Genomic DNA, 14,256 nt, shown 5'->3' on the forward strand with positions numbered 1-14,256 from the left:
CGCGTGTAGGCCGTACGGGTGGGGGTGGCCCGCCGGCCAGGGTCAGCGCTGTTCGGGGAGCCCGGCGAGCGCGAGGGCCTCGGGGTCGGCCTTGAGCTCGCTGGTGCAGTGGGAGCAGCGGGTGGCGATCGCGGGGATCTGGCTGAAACAGCGCGGGCAGTCGCGCAGGGCGGCCTTGATGTCGACCGGCTTGCCGCGGTCGAGGCGGGCCTGGAACTTCACCATCGGGACGACGACGAGGAAGTAGAGCACCGCCGCCGTGATCACGAAGGCGATCGCCGCGGCGACGAACTTGCCGTACGGGAAGTCCGTTCCCTCGACCTGGAAGTGCGCCTTGCTGAAGTCGCCGGTCGAGCTTGTCGCGAGGCCGATGAGCGGGGCGATGAACGCCGTGCTGAAGCCCGTGACGACGGCGGTGAAGGCGGAACCGACGGCGAGGCCGATCGCCATGGTCACGATGTTCCCGCGAAGGATGAAGTCCTTGAACCCGCTCAGCACGGCAGTGTCTCCCTGGTGTACGACGTTTGGGGGGTCGCTATGAGGGTGCCTAGAAGAGGCCCGTCGAGGCAAAACGGAGCACCATCTGAGGTGCACCCGACAGGGCGACCCCGATGACGGCGGTGAGCCCGATCGCCGCGGTGAGCGGGGCCGGAATCCGCTGTACCGCCTGCTCGCCCTCGGCGGGGCGGAACAGGGTCGCCGTCCACTGAAGGTAGTAGTAGAGCGCGATCACGACGTTGACGGCCATGACGACGGCGAGCCAGCCGAGGCCCGCGTCGACGGCCGCCGAGAAGACGGTGACCTTCGCGAAGAGGCCGATGATGCCGGGCGGCAGGCCGGCGAGGCAGAGCAGGAAGAAGCCGAGGACCAGGGCGGCCAGCGGCCTTGACCGGTACAGGCCGCGGTAGTCGCTGATGCGGTTCAGGGGCTTCGTACGGGCGACGAGTGCGGCCACGGCGAAGGCGCCGAGGTTCACGGCTGCGTACATGAGGGCGTACGCGACGGTGGAGCCGATGGCCTTGTCGGCGTCCTTGGAGTAGGCGGCCGCCGCGATCGGGACGAGGAGGTAGCCGGCCTGGCCCACCGAGGACCAGGCGAGCAGGCGTACCGCGCTGTACGCGCGCGTGGCCTGCTGGCGCAGGGCCGCCACGTTGCCCACGGTCATGGTGAGCGCGGCCAGCGCGGCCAGCGCCGGACCCCACACGTCGGCGTAGGACGGGAAGGCGACGACGGTGACGAGGATGATCCCGGAGAAGCCGACCGCCTTCCCGATCACCGACAAGTAGGCGGCGACCGGGAGGGGGGCTCCTACGTAGGTGTCGGGCACCCAGAAGTGGAAGGGGACGGCGGCGGTCTTGAACGCGAAGCCGACGAGGGTGAGGGCGACGCCCGCCTGGGCCAGGGTGTGGAACTGCCCGTCGACGTGCGTCAGGGCGGTGGCGATCCTCGTGAGGTACAGGGTGCCCGTCGTCGCATAGACGAAGCTCACGCCCAGGAGGGTGACCGCGGTCGCCGTGACCGAGGACAGGAAGAACTTCAGGGCCGCTTCGGAGGAGCGCCGGTCGTCACGCTTGATGCCGACGAGGGCGAACGCCGGCAGGGACGCCACTTCCAGGGCGACGACGAGGGTCGCCAGGTCGCGCGAGGCGGGCAGCAGGGCGGCGCCCGCGGCGGAGGACAGGAGCAGGAACCAGAACTCCCCCTCGGGGAGCTCCCTGGGCGTGTTCTTCGCGTCCTTGATGCCGGTGACGGACAGCAGCGCGGTCAGCAGGGCGCCGGCCAGGACGAGGAACTGGATGACGAGCGTGAAGTGATCGGCCGTGTAGCTGCACGCGGCCTGCTCGCCCTTGAGCGTCTTGAGGCAGAAGGTCGAGCGGTCGCCGTCCAGGAGCGGCAGCAGCGCGAGCGCGGCGGCGGCGAGGCCCGCGACGGAGACCCAGCCGAGCAGCGCCTTCCTGCGCTCGCCGAGGAACAGGTCCGCGACGAGCACCACGAGGGCGACGACCGCCGCGATGGTGGGCGGCGCGATCGCGAGCCAGTCGACGGACTGGACGAGGGACGCCACGGACGGCGCGGCGACGGCGGTCACTGGATGCCTCCTGCGAGGAGCTTCTGCACGGCCGGGTCGGTGAGGCCGATCAGGGCCGCGGGCCAGAGCCCGCCGACGACGGTGAGGGCGACGAGCGGGGTCCAGGCGGCGAACTCGTAGCCCTGGACGTCGGCGAGCTTCGGCGCCTCGGCCTCGTGCGGGCCCATGCAGACCCGGCGGACGACGGCGAGCATGTACGCGGCGGTGAGCAGGGTGCCGAACGCGGCGATCGCCATGAATGTGAGGAACGCGGGGCGGCTCAGGCCGGCGGCCGGCTTGAACGCCCCGAACAGGGTGAGCATCTCGCCCCAGAACCCGGCGAGGCCCGGCAGCCCGAGGGACGCGACGGCGGCGAAGGCGAGGAGGCCGCCGAGGCGGGGCGCCTTGCCGTAGAGCGCCATGCCGCCCTGCTGGGCGAGTGCGTCCAGGTCCGTGCTGCCCGTGCGGTCCTTGAGGGCGCCGACGAGGAAGAACAGCAGGCCGGTGATGAGGCCGTGGGCGATGTTCGCGAAGAGCGCGCCGTTGACGCCGGTCGGGGACATCGTCGAGATGCCGAGCAGGACGAAGCCCATGTGCCCGACGGACGAGTACGCGATGAGGCGCTTGAGGTCGCCCTTGGCGCCGGGCCGTGCGAGGGCCAGGCAGGCCAGGGACCCGTAGATGATCCCGACGACGGCGAACGCGGCGAGGTACGGCGCGAAGGTGTGCATGCCGTCGGGCGTGATCGGCAGCAGGATCCGCACGAATCCGTACGTGCCCATCTTCAGCAGCACGCCGGCGAGGAGGACCGAGCCGACGGTGGGCGCGGCGGTGTGGGCGTCCGGCAGCCAGCTGTGCAGCGGCCACATCGGCGTCTTGACGGCGAGCCCGATCCCGATCGCCAGAACGGCGGTGACCTGCACGGACGTGCTCAGGCCCCGGCCATTGTCAGAGGCGAGTGCCACCATGTCGAATGTGCCGGACTTGAGTCCGATGAGGAGGAGGCCGAGCAGCATCACGACGGAGCCGAGGAGCGTGAAGAGGATGAACTTCCAGGCCGCCTTGGCCCGTTGCTCACCGCCCCAGCGGGCGATGAGGAAGTACATCGGGATGAGGACCATCTCGAAGGCGAGGAAGAACAGCAGCAGGTCGAGCACGGCGAAGGTCGCGAGGGTGCCGGACTCGAGGACGAGGATCAGCGCGACAAATGCCTTGGGGGACGGGCCCGTTGCCCGCGGCGTCAGCCGCTGATGTTGCTGCTTGAAATAGCTGTACAGCGCGCAGAGGAAGGTCAGCAGCGCGGTCAGGAGCAGGAGGGGGAGCGAGATGCCGTCGATGCCGAGGTGGATGCGCACGTCGAGTGCGGGGATCCAGCTGATGTCGGTCGTGGCCTGCATCTTTGACGGGTGGTCATGGTCGAAGCCCAGCGCGAGGACGATCGCGGCGATGAGGATCACGCCGGTCACGGTCACGCCGTGGCGGAGCACGGCCTGGTCCGGGGACTTCCCCTTCAGCCCGGGCGGGGCCGGGAGAAGAGCGGCGGCGGCGCCGATGAGCGGGCCGACGACGATCAGTGCGAGAAGGAACTGCATCACGGATTCGCTGATATCGATCACGGCTGCTCACGCTCCGGCGGTGGCGACGAGGACGACGGCGATCGCCAGGACGACGGTCCCTGCGAGCAGGGCGCTGAGATAGGTCTGCACGTTGCCGGTCTGGGCGCGGCGGACGGCCCGGCCCAGCCAGTTGGGTACGGCGGCGGCGCCGCGCACATAGGTCTCGACGACCTCGCTGTCGAGGAAGCGGACCAGTGAGGCCGCGGCCAGGACGGGCCGGACGAACAGGGCCGCGTAGACGGCGTCCAGGTGGAAGCCGGTGGCCGCGTGGCGGTGCAGCGGGCCGAGCAGGAGACGGCCCGGGTCCGCCGGGTCGGGGGCGTAGGCGATGTCCCCGTACGCGGCCGTGTGGGTGGCGATGGCCTCGGCCTCGACGAGGCCGCCGTCCGCGTCGGGGTGGGCGGCGACGGCGCCGAGCGGGACACGGGCGGCGAGGGCCGTGGTGTGGCGCCAGGCCGCGTAGGTGACGATCCCGCCGACGAGGGCGACGCCCGTGCCGAGGACGGACGTGGTGAGGGTCGGGGTCAGCGAGCGGCCGTCGAACCAGCCGGGCAGGATGCCCACGGTGAGGCCGAAGGCGAGCGAGGGGACCGCCAGGACCCACAGCACGGCGTTCATCGCTACGGGCTGCTTGCCGTGGTCCGGGGCCTCGGCTCCGTGGCCGCGGAAGGCCAGGAGCCACAGGCGCGTGGCGTACGCGGCGGTGAGCAGGGCCGTGAGGAGGCCGGACACGAGGACGATCCAGCCCGCGGAGGACGGGATGGCCTCGGCGTGGCCGGTGGCCGCGTGCTCGGCGGAGCCGAGGACGGCCTCCTTGGAGAAGAAGCCGCTGAACGGCGGGATCGCGGCGAGCGCGAGGAGCGCCACGGTCATCGTCCAGTAGGCGTCGGGGACACGGTCGCGCAGGTCCTTCATGCGGGACATGGCCGCGAGCGAGTTGGTGCCGGCGGCATGGATGACCACGCCGGCCCCGAGGAACAGCAGCGCCTTGAAGGCGCCGTGCGACAGGAGGTGGAAGACGGCGGCGCCGCGGTCGCCGACGGCGAGGGCGCCGGTCATGTAGCCGAGCTGACCGATCGTCGAGTACGCGAGGACGCGCTTGATGTCGTCCTGCGCGAGGGCGGCGAGCGCCGAGCCGGTCATCGTGACGGCGGCCATGACGGCGAGGACGACCAGAGCGGCGCCGGAGGCGGCGAAGACGGGGAGGAGCCTGGCGACGAAGTAGACACCGGCGGCGACCATCGTCGCGGCGTGGATCAGCGCCGAGACCGGCGTGGGGCCGGCCATCGCGTCGGGCAGCCAGGTGTGCAGCGGGAACTGCGCGGACTTGCCCGCCACACCCGCGAGGAGCAGCAGGGCGATCAGCGTGGGGTGGTCGAGACCGCCGCTCGCGACGGCACCGAGCACCGTCGTGATGCGGAAGGACCCGGCGTCCACGGCGAGCGCGAACAGGCCGATCAGGAAGGGGACGTCGCCGAGCTTCGTGACCAGGAACGCCTTGAGGGAGGCGGCGCGCGCCTCCGGGGTCTCCCAGTAGTGACCGACGAGGAAGTACGAGCAGATGCCCATGACTTCCCAGCCGACGAGCAGCACCATCAGGTCGCCCGAGTAGACGACGAGGAGCATCGCGGAGGTGAAGAGCGAGACGAGCGCGGCGTACGAGGGGTAGCGCGGGTCGTCGCGCAGGTAGGCCGTCGAGTAGATCTGCACGCACGACGCGACGACGCAGACCAGTACGGCGACGAGCGCGGCGAAGCCGTCGATGTGCAGAGCGAGCTCGATGGGAATCGAGCCCGTCGGGGTGAGTTCGGTGGCCGCGTCGATGCTCCGGCCGCCGCCCTGGCGCACGGCGACGAGGACGGCGAGGGCGAGCGCCGCGAGGGTCGGCAGTACGGCGAGGGGCCGTACGAAGCCGGGGGCGGTGCGGCCCAGGAGCAGTCCCGCCGCGGCGGCGAGGAACGGGAGGAGGGGGACGAGTACGGCGAGGGTCGTGGTGGTCACGCGGTGGCCTCGGCCTTCTCGTCCGTCGCGGCCCCGGCGCCGGCGTCCGCTGCGGATCCGTCCGGTGCAGAGCCGTCGGGTCCGCCGTCGTCCGGGGACTCGGCGGTGTCGCGGAGCTTGTCGATGTCGGAGGTGCCGCGGCCGCGGTACACGGCGAGCACGATCGCCAGGCCGATGCCGATCTCGGCGGCGGCGATGGCGATGATGAAGAGGGTCAGCGCCTGGCCCGAGTGGAGGGTGTCGCGGGCCGCCTTGCTGAGCCAGACGTCGAAGGCGACGAGGTTGAGATTGACGGCGTTGAGCATCAGCTCGACGGACATCAGGACCAGGACCGCGTTGCGGCGGGCCAGCACTCCGTACAGGCCCGTGCAGAAGAGCAGGGAGGAGAGGACGGCGGGATAGGCGAGGTGCATCAGCGGTTCCCCTCCCGGGCCTTGGAGTTCATGTCCTGTGCCTTGGCGGTCTTGCGGGAGAGGACGATCGCGCCGACCAGGGCCGCGAGGAGCAGGACCGAGAGGGCCTCGAAGGGGAGCACCCAGTGCTGGAAGAGGATCGATCCGGTCACGGCGGTGGTGCCCTGGGGAGCGCCGTCGAGGTCGACCCACGTGGTGCGGAAGGCGTCCACGACGACCCAGACGAGGGCGGCGGCCGCGGCGACGGCGACCGTCAGCGCGGCCCACCGGTTGCCCGAGTCGGCATCCGGGGAGCGGCCGATGGGCGCCCTCGTGAGCATCAGTCCGAACAGGAGGAGGACGACGACGGAGCCGACGTAGATGAGGACCTGCACCCAGGCGATGAACTCGGCGGTGAGCAGCAGGTATTCGACGGCGAGGCCGCCGAGGGCGACGACCAGCCACAGGGCCGCGTGCACGAGCTGCTTGGTGGTGACGGTGACGATCGCGGCGCCGAAGGTGACCAGGCCGACGAGGAGGAACGCGATCTCGACGCCGGTCGGCGAGAGGAAGCCGTGGGTCTGCGTGGCCGCGGTGGCGGCCGCTGCGACGGGGGTCACGCGGGTCCCTCCTCTCCGGGGGCGGGCTCGTCGGGGGCGGGTTCTTCAGAGGCGGAGGCGGGTGCTTCCGAGGCCGGCGCCTGGGCGGCTGCGGCCTGGGCGGCGGCCAGCTTCTCGGCGGCCTTGCGGGCGGCGGCGAGTTCCTTGGGTTCCTCGGCCGCCGGGTCGAGCGCGGGCGGGGCCGGGACCGTCCACATCCACTCGCGCAGCCGGTCGCGCTCGTGGGTGAGTTCGTGGATGTCCGTCTCCGCGTACTCGAACTCCGGGGACCAGAACAGCGCGTCGAAAGGACACACCTCGATGCAGATACCGCAGTACATGCACAGGGCGAAGTCGATGGCGAAGCGGTCGAGGACGTTGCGGCTGCGCTCGCGGCCGCCCTCGACGGCGGCCGGCACCGTCTCCTTGTGGGAGTCGATGTAGATGCACCAGTCGGGGCACTCGCGGGCGCACAGCATGCAGACCGTGCAGTTCTCCTCGAACAGGCCGATGACGCCCCGGGTGCGGGGCGGCAGTTCGGGCTGGACGTCCGGGTACTGCTCGGTGACGGTCTTATGCGTCATCGTGCGGAGGGTGACGGCGAGGCCCTTGGCGAGACCTGCGCCTGGGATCGGAGCCACTAGTTGATCGCCACCTTCACGATTCCGGTGAGCGCGATCTGCGCGAGTGCGAGGGGGATGAGGAGGGTCCAGGAGAGCTTCTGGAGCTGGTCCTCGCGGAGACGGGGGTAGGTGACGCGCAGCCAGATCACGACGAACGCGAGGACGGCCGCCTTCAGCAGCGTCCAGACCCAGCCGAGGCCGTCGGCGCCCCACGGCCCGTGCCAGCCGCCCAGGAACAGGACGGTGGTGAGGCCGCACAGGACGACGATCCCGGCGTACTCGGCGAGCAGGAACAGGGCGAAGCGCAGGCCCGTGTACTCGGTGTACGCGCCGAAGATGATCTCGGAGTCGGCGACCGGCATGTCGAAGGGCGGGCGCTGGAGTTCGGCGAGGCCCGCCACGAAGAAGACGAGGGCGCCGACGATCTGCCACGGCACCCACCACCACTGGAACGCGTCGACGATGCCGGGCAGGGAGACGGTGCCCGCGGCCATCGCGACCGAGGCGGCGGCGAGCAGCATCGGCAGTTCGTAGGCGAGGAGCTGAGCGGCGGTGCGCAGGCCGCCCAGGAGGGAGAACTTGTTGGCCGACGCCCAGCCCGCCATGAGCGAGCCGAGCACTCCGACGCCCATGACGGCGAGCACGAAGAAGATGCCGGCGTCGACGACCTGGCCGACCGCGCCCTCGCTCGGGCCGATGGGAATGGCGAGCAGGACGAGGAGGTACGGCAGGAGGGCGACGGCGGGCGCGAGCTGGAAGATGCGGCGGTCCGCGCCGGCGGGGACGATGTCTTCCTTCTGCGCGAACTTCACGCCGTCGGCGACGAGCTGGGCCCACCCGTGGAAGCCGCCCGCGTACATGGGGCCGAGGCGGCCCTGCATGTGCGCCATCACCTTGTGCTCGGTCTGGCCGACGACAAGGGGCAGGACGAGGAAGGCGACGAAGACGACGATGAGCCGCAGAGCGACGTCGAGCACGTCGTTCACTCCGTTCCTCCTGAGGGGGTGTCGGGGGTGTCCGGGGTGTCGGGGGTGTCGGGGGCTTCTTCGGCATCCGGGGTTTCGGGGGTGGCCGGTGCCTCCGGGGCCGTCTCCGGGGTGGCCGGTGCCTCCGGGGCGTCCGGTGCCTCAGGCGTGGGCTCCTCCGGCGCGGCCGGTTTCGGCTCGTCGAAGGCCGGGCGGGCGTGGTGCCAGGGCGCGTCGCCGGTGGCGCCGGGCTTGCCCGCGGCGTCCGGATTGGGCGCCGCAGGTGTCTCAGGAGTTGCAGGCGTCTCGGGAGTCGCCGGCGTCTGCGAAGCCGACCCCTGCGACGCACTCCGCGAACGCCTCGGCGGCGCGGCAGCCGCCGCATCCGTGCCCGGCGCGGCGGCCTGACTGGCCGACCCCTCCCCCGCCGTGCGCGTCCGCCGCACCGGACGGTCGCCCGCCGCGCGGCCCGCGCCACGGGCCGGGCGGGCCGGGGCGGGCGGAAGCTGGCCCTTCAGCGGACCCCACTCGTTCGGATCGGGAACACCCGGCGGCAGCATCTGCCGCCGCTTCGGCCCACCGTGCCCCGCACCCGCCGCAGGCTCCCCTGGCTCCTTGGCCCCCGGCCACGCCTTCACGACGCGCGCCGCAAGCACGAAGTCCTTGCGCAGCGGGTGGCCCTCGAAGCCGTCGGGAAGGAGGAGCGGCACCAGGTGCGGGTGGCCCTCGAAGCGGACGCCGAACATTTCGTGCGTCTCGCGCTCGTGCCAGCCCGCGCCCGCGTACACGTCGACCGCGGTGGCCAGGACGGGGGCGTCGTGCGGCACGGTGGTGCGCAGGAGCAGGCGGCGTACGGGAGACAGGGCGACGACGTGCGCGCAGACGCGGAAGCCCGTGCCGGGCTCGTCGACCGCGCTCAGCCAGTCGAAGTAGGTGCAGCCCAGCGTGGTGCGGGCCGTTTCGAGGGCGTCGATCCAAGTGTCCGCGGGAACGTCGACGGTGAGGACCTCGTACGACTCCTCGGCCGTGGCGTCCGGGCCGAAGAGCTCCTCGACGGGTCGGGGCAGCCAGCCGGTCACCGCTCACCCTCCCCGGAGTCGTCGCGCGTGGGGACCGGCGGCTTCACGAGACCGCTGCTGAGCGCGGCCGCCGAAGGCCGCCCGGCCGCCGCGTCGGCCGACGCGTACCGCTCGCCCAGCGACTCGCGCGCGATCTTCTCCTGAAGCTTCAGAATTCCCTGGAGCAGCGCCTCCGGCCGGGGCGGGCACCCGGGCACGTACACGTCGACCGGAATGATCTGGTCGACGCCCTTGGTGACCGAGTACGAGTCCCAGTACGGGCCGCCGCAGTTGGAGCAGGCGCCGAACGAGATGACGTACTTGGGCTCGGGCATCTGCTCGTACAGGCGCTTCACGGCCGGGGCCATCTTGTCCGTGACCGTGCCGGAGACGACCATCAGGTCGGCCTGGCGCGGGCCCGGTGCGAAGGGGATGACGCCGAGGCGGATGAAGTCGTGCCGCGCCATGGACGCCGCGATGAACTCGATGGCGCAGCAGGCCAGGCCGAAGTTGAAGACCCAGAGCGAGTAGCGGCGGCCCCAGTTGAGGACCACCTTCATCGGCTCGGGGGCCAGGCGGGACAGCACGCCCAGCTTCTTCGGGCTGACGGGATCCGGCAGGAGCACGGGCTCCGAGGGGGTCACGTCCATGTGAGGACGCCCTTCTTGTATGCGTACAGCAGGCCCACGGCGAGGAAGCCGAGGAAGATGAACATCTCCACGAGCGTCGCCGCGCCGAACTGCGGATCGGCGAAGACGGTCGCCCACGGGAAGAGGAAGATCGAGTCGACGGCGAAGATGACGTAGAGGAACGCGTAGACGTAGTAGCGGACCTGAGTGTGGGCCCAGCCTTCGCCGACGGGGTCGACTCCGCACTCGTACGTCAGGAGTTTCTCGGGGGTCGGGACCACCGGCCTCAGCAGCCGCCCCGCGCCGAAGGCGACGGCCACGAACAGGACGCCCACGACGGCGATTGCGCCGACTACAGAGTACGTCTGGAAGTAGCCCGCGGCGACGATGGTCGATTCCGGCACGTCCGCCCCTCGCTCCGTGGTGTTCGACGATCTGTACGCACGGGAGTCTAGGGCCTGTTAAAGAGACGGTAAGCAGGCGTCCAGGGTTGAGGTGGGGTTATCCCCCGTCGGGTCCGGCAGCCCGCCTCATGGCGCCCCGGCGCCGCGCCGGGCACGCTGTCGCATATGACCGCTCGCATCGTCACCACAGAGCCGGACGCGGACCGCCCGCCGGCCCCGCGCTTCGCCTTCGGCCGGCACACCTGGAAGGAGATCGCGTATCTCCTCAGCAATCTGCCGGTCGCCGTGCTCGGCTTCACGTATGTCGTGACGATGCTGGCCACCGGCGTCGGCCTGGCCGTGACGGTGATCGGCCTGCCCGTGCTCGCGGCCGGTCTGCTCGGCGCGCGTCAGCTCGGGAAGGCGGAGCGCGGCCGGGCCCGCGCGCTGCTCGGGCTGCGCATCGAGGAGCCGAGCCCGCTGCCGCGCAGGCGCGACGAGGGCTTCTTCGGACGGCTGTGGTCCGGCCTGAAGGACCCGGTGGGCTGGCGGGCGATGCTGTACGAGTTCATACGGCTGCCGTGGGGCGTGCTCACGTTCGCGATCACGCTGACCGGGCTCTTCGTGCTGTGGCCGGTGCTTCCGTTCATCGTGCGGGGGCTGACCAACGCGGACCGGGCGATGGCGCGGGCGCTCCTGTCGCCCTCGGACGAGCTGGAGCGGCGGATCGCCGAGCTGGAGTCGGACCGCGGCGTCGTCGTCGACACGGCCGCCGCCGACCTGCGCCGCATCGAGCGCGACCTGCACGACGGCGCACAGGCCCGCCTGGTCAACCTCGCGATGGGCCTCGGCCTCGCGAAGGAGAAGCTGCTCGAGGACCCGGACGCCGCTGCCGCCATGGTCGACGAGGCACACGGCGAGGTGAAGCTGGCCCTTCAGGAGCTGCGCGATCTGGCCCGCGGCATCCACCCGGCCATCCTGACCGACCGCGGCCTGGACGCGGCCCTGTCCTCCGTGGCCTCGCGCTGCACGGTCCCGGTGAAGGTCACGGCTGACCTGCCTCAGCGGCCCGCCGCGGCGATCGAGGGCATCGCGTACTTCACGGTGTCCGAGCTGCTCCAGAACGTCAGCAAGCACAGCGGGGCGCGGTCGGCGTCGGTCGACGTGTGGCGCTCGGGGGACCGGCTGCTGATCCAGGTGGGGGACGACGGGCACGGCGGCGCGAGCCTCGACAAGGGCACGGGCATGTCGGGCCTCGCGGACCGGCTCGGCGCGGTGGACGGCCTGTTCGTCGTGGACTCGCCGGAGGGCGGCCCGACGACGGTGACCGCCGAGCTGCCCTGGCGCGACCGCACGCCCGCCTGAGAGGCACCGCGGGGTAGGGAAAACCCCCGGTCCAAGACGCCGACCGGCTCCATGGCCGCGGGGCGCCGCCGCGAGGAGTCTGGAAGTACCAGGCGGACGAGCAGAACGGACGGACCCCACCGATGATCACGCCCACGCAGTACGGACAGGGACATGGCTACCGCGACGACGCGGTGGCCGGGGAACGGCGTCACCGTCTCCCGGCCGGGCTGCGCGCGCCGATCGAGGGCCGTACGTTCCGCGAGTTCGGCTATCTGCTCCTGAGCCTCCCGATCAGCATCATCACGTTCGTGTACGCGGTGACGATGGTGTCGCTCGGCGCCGGCCTGCTGATCACGTTCCTCGGCATCCCCGTGCTGGCCGGCGCCCTCGCCGGGGCGCGCGGCTTCGCCGCGATGGAGCGGGCCAGGGCGCGCGCGCTGCTCGGCATCGACGTCGGCACCCCGGCTCCGCTGCGGCCCCGCGCCCACGGCCCGATGGCGTGGATGGGCGCCCTCCTCAAGAGCGGCGAGTCCTGGCGCAACCTGCTGTACACGGTCGTGCACTTCCCGTGGGCGGTCTTCGCGTTCAACGTCGCGCTGGTCTTCTGGACGGTCGGCTGGTCCCTGCTCACGTATCCGCTGTGGCAGTGGGTCTTCCCCATGTACGCGGGCCAGGGCGGCATCCAGTTGTACGGCGACGGCGCGCACAACGTGTACCTGGACAACCCCTTCGAGATCACCGTCACCGCGGCGGTCGGCCTGCTGATCACGCTCGCGACGCCGTGGATCATCAGGGCGCTGGCCTCCGTGGACCGGGCGCTGGTGAGCGGGCTGCTCGGCCCCTCGCGGCTCGCCACGCGCGTCGTGGAGCTGGAGTCGGACCGCGGCGTCGTCGTCGACACGGCCGCCGCCGACCTGCGCCGCATCGAGCGCGACCTGCACGACGGCGCACAGGCCCGCCTGGTCAACCTCGCGATGGACCTGGGTCTCGCCAAGGAGAAGCTGACGGAGGACCCGCGGGCGGCGGCGCGCATGGTGGACGAGGCGCACGGCGAGGTGAAGACGGCACTCCAGGAGCTGCGGGACCTGGCTCGCGGCATCCACCCGGCCATCCTGACCGACCGCGGCCTGGACGCGGCCCTGTCCTCCGTGGCCTCGCGCTGCACGGTCCCGGTACAGGTCGAGGTCGACCTGCCCGCGCGGCCCGCGCCGGCCATCGAGGGCATCGCGTACTTCACGGTCGGCGAGCTCCTGCAGAACGTCAGCAAGCACAGCCGGGCGACCCGCGCCACGGTCGACGTGTGGCGGGTCGAGGACCGGCTGATGCTCCAGGTGATGGACAACGGCGTGGGCGGCGCCGACGCCTCCGCCGGTTCCGGCCTCGCGGGGCTCGCCGAGCGGCTCGACGCCGTCGACGGGATCCTCCTGGTGGACTCGCCGGCGGCGGGCCCGACGCGGATCACGGCCGAACTGCCGTGGCGGCGCGCCTGACGACCGGCCCCCGCGTGTGCGGTGCACCCTTCCCCCGGGGCGCACCGCACACGCGCGTCCTTCCTCTTCCCGGTCAATCCCGGCACCACCGCCCAGGACCGTCCGGATGCTGGGATGCTGGTGACCGTTGAACGGGTGGGACGGGCTGTGGGGGGCCGAGAAACGTGGAGGACAGAGTGCGAGTGGTCATCGCCGAGGATTCAGTGCTGCTCAGGGAGGGCCTGACCCGGTTGCTGACCGACCGCGGGCACGACGTGGTGGCGGGCGTGGGCGACGGGGACGCGCTGGTCAAGACCATCACCGACCTGGCCGCGCAGGACGCGCTGCCGGACGTGGTGGTCGCCGACGTGCGGATGCCGCCGACGCACACGGACGAGGGCGTGCGCGCCGCGGTCCTGCTGCGCAAGCAGCACCCGGGGCTCGGGGTGCTGGTCCTTTCGCAGTACGTGGAGGAGCAGTACGCGACCGAACTGCTCGCCGGTTCCAGCCACGGCGTGGGCTACCTGCTCAAGGACCGGGTGGCCGAGGTGCGCGAGTTCGTGGACGCGGTGGTGCGGGTGGCACAGGGCGGTACGGCGCTCGACCCCGAGGTGGTGGCCCAGCTCCTGGGGCGCAGCCGTAAGCAGGACGTGCTGGCGGGGCTGACTCCGCGTGAGCGCGAGGTGCTCGGCCTGATGGCCGAGGGCCGGACGAACTCGGCGATCGCGCGTCAACTGGTCGTGAGCGACGGCGCGGTGGAGAAGCACGTCAGCAATATCTTCCTGAAGCTGGGGCTGTCCCCGAGTGACGGGGATCACCGGCGCGTTCTGGCGGTGCTCACCTACCTGAACTCGTGACGACCTGACGCCCTGTCAGATATGGCGGGAATCGGCCGGTGGACTCCGGGACGCCCCAGGACCGACCCCAGGACCGACCCCGGGTCGACTCGGGGTCGACCCGAATTCGGTCCTAGAACCAAAGGATGAGTGGGCGCGTCTTCGAACAGGGGGCCATGGGGGTGGGTAAATCGTGACAAACAAGGTCATCAGGGTGTCTCATTGTCGCGTCCACCATGCGAACCATCCAGGGAAGGCGACCCTTACCGA

At 71.5% G+C, this 14,256-nt stretch carries 14 protein-coding genes; 3 read left to right on the forward strand and 11 right to left on the reverse strand.

The genetic code is table 11. The annotated features are described in order from the left end of the window. Positions 1–42 precede the first annotated feature (42 nt). From OG698_RS21435 to OG698_RS21485, 11 genes are read right to left on the reverse strand one after another with little or no spacing between them, the layout of a single operon-like run. Positions 43–498, reverse strand: coding sequence for an MscL family protein (locus tag OG698_RS21435; protein ID WP_406104750.1), 456 nt, complete (start codon positions 496–498; stop codon positions 43–45). 49 nt (positions 499–547) lie between these two features. Continuing rightward, complete coding sequence (locus OG698_RS21440; protein WP_406104752.1) at positions 548–2,089, reverse strand: NADH-quinone oxidoreductase subunit N; 1,542 nt, start codon at positions 2,087–2,089, stop codon at positions 548–550. Then, a complete protein-coding gene (locus OG698_RS21445) occupies positions 2,086–3,684 on the reverse strand; it encodes a NuoM family protein (protein ID WP_406104754.1) in 1,599 nt (532 codons plus the stop codon). The genes OG698_RS21440 and OG698_RS21445 overlap by 4 nt, the downstream gene beginning before the upstream one ends. A 6-nt stretch (positions 3,685–3,690) precedes the next feature. Then, entirely contained in the window at positions 3,691–5,685 is a 1,995-nt protein-coding gene (locus OG698_RS21450) for an NADH-quinone oxidoreductase subunit L (protein ID WP_406104756.1), read from the reverse strand. Continuing rightward, positions 5,682–6,098, reverse strand: a complete 417-nt coding sequence (nuoK, locus tag OG698_RS21455) for an NADH-quinone oxidoreductase subunit NuoK (RefSeq protein WP_406104758.1) — start codon at positions 6,096–6,098, stop codon at positions 5,682–5,684. Before nuoK ends, OG698_RS21450 begins: the two co-directional genes overlap by 4 nt. After that, the gene (locus OG698_RS21460; protein WP_406104760.1) at positions 6,098–6,697 is read right to left on the reverse strand and encodes an NADH-quinone oxidoreductase subunit J; all 600 of its coding nucleotides are present in this window, start codon (positions 6,695–6,697) and stop codon (positions 6,098–6,100) included. Before OG698_RS21460 ends, nuoK begins: the two co-directional genes overlap by 1 nt. Beyond that, positions 6,694–7,317 carry a NuoI/complex I 23 kDa subunit family protein gene (locus OG698_RS21465; protein ID WP_406104761.1) on the reverse strand — a complete coding sequence of 208 codons (624 nt, stop codon included), beginning with the start codon at positions 7,315–7,317 and terminating at the stop codon, positions 6,694–6,696. Before OG698_RS21465 ends, OG698_RS21460 begins: the two co-directional genes overlap by 4 nt. After that, positions 7,317–8,285 (reverse strand): NADH-quinone oxidoreductase subunit H, encoded by a 969-nt coding sequence (locus OG698_RS21470; RefSeq protein WP_406104763.1) that lies wholly within the window; start codon positions 8,283–8,285, stop codon positions 7,317–7,319. The genes OG698_RS21465 and OG698_RS21470 overlap by 1 nt, the downstream gene beginning before the upstream one ends. After that, positions 8,282–9,343 (reverse strand): NADH-quinone oxidoreductase subunit C, encoded by a 1,062-nt coding sequence (locus tag OG698_RS21475; protein ID WP_406104765.1) that lies wholly within the window; start codon positions 9,341–9,343, stop codon positions 8,282–8,284. The genes OG698_RS21470 and OG698_RS21475 overlap by 4 nt, the downstream gene beginning before the upstream one ends. After that, positions 9,340–9,972 (reverse strand): NADH-quinone oxidoreductase subunit B, encoded by a 633-nt coding sequence (locus OG698_RS21480; protein WP_100598056.1) that lies wholly within the window; start codon positions 9,970–9,972, stop codon positions 9,340–9,342. Before OG698_RS21480 ends, OG698_RS21475 begins: the two co-directional genes overlap by 4 nt. Continuing rightward, positions 9,963–10,355, reverse strand: a complete 393-nt coding sequence (locus OG698_RS21485) for an NADH-quinone oxidoreductase subunit A (protein ID WP_329571295.1) — start codon at positions 10,353–10,355, stop codon at positions 9,963–9,965. The genes OG698_RS21480 and OG698_RS21485 overlap by 10 nt, the downstream gene beginning before the upstream one ends. Before the next feature lie 165 nt (positions 10,356–10,520). Here OG698_RS21485 and OG698_RS21490 point away from each other — a divergent pair, with 165 nt between their 5' ends. From OG698_RS21490 to OG698_RS21500, 3 genes are all read left to right on the forward strand, one after another. Next, positions 10,521–11,699, forward strand: a complete 1,179-nt coding sequence (locus OG698_RS21490; RefSeq protein WP_399971051.1) for a sensor histidine kinase — start codon at positions 10,521–10,523, stop codon at positions 11,697–11,699. Positions 11,700–11,821: 122 nt separating this feature from the next. Beyond that, complete coding sequence (locus OG698_RS21495) at positions 11,822–13,171, forward strand: sensor histidine kinase (protein ID WP_406104767.1); 1,350 nt, start codon at positions 11,822–11,824, stop codon at positions 13,169–13,171. Between the two features lie 176 nt (positions 13,172–13,347). Beyond that, positions 13,348–14,007: a response regulator transcription factor gene (locus tag OG698_RS21500; protein ID WP_276314690.1), complete on the forward strand. Its 660-nt coding sequence runs from the start codon at positions 13,348–13,350 to the stop codon at positions 14,005–14,007. The last annotated feature ends 249 nt before the right edge of the window (positions 14,008–14,256 follow it).

It is taken from the genome of Streptomyces sp. NBC_01003 (assembly GCF_045162695.1).
Classification (GTDB): Bacteria; Actinomycetota; Actinomycetes; order Streptomycetales; family Streptomycetaceae; genus Streptomyces.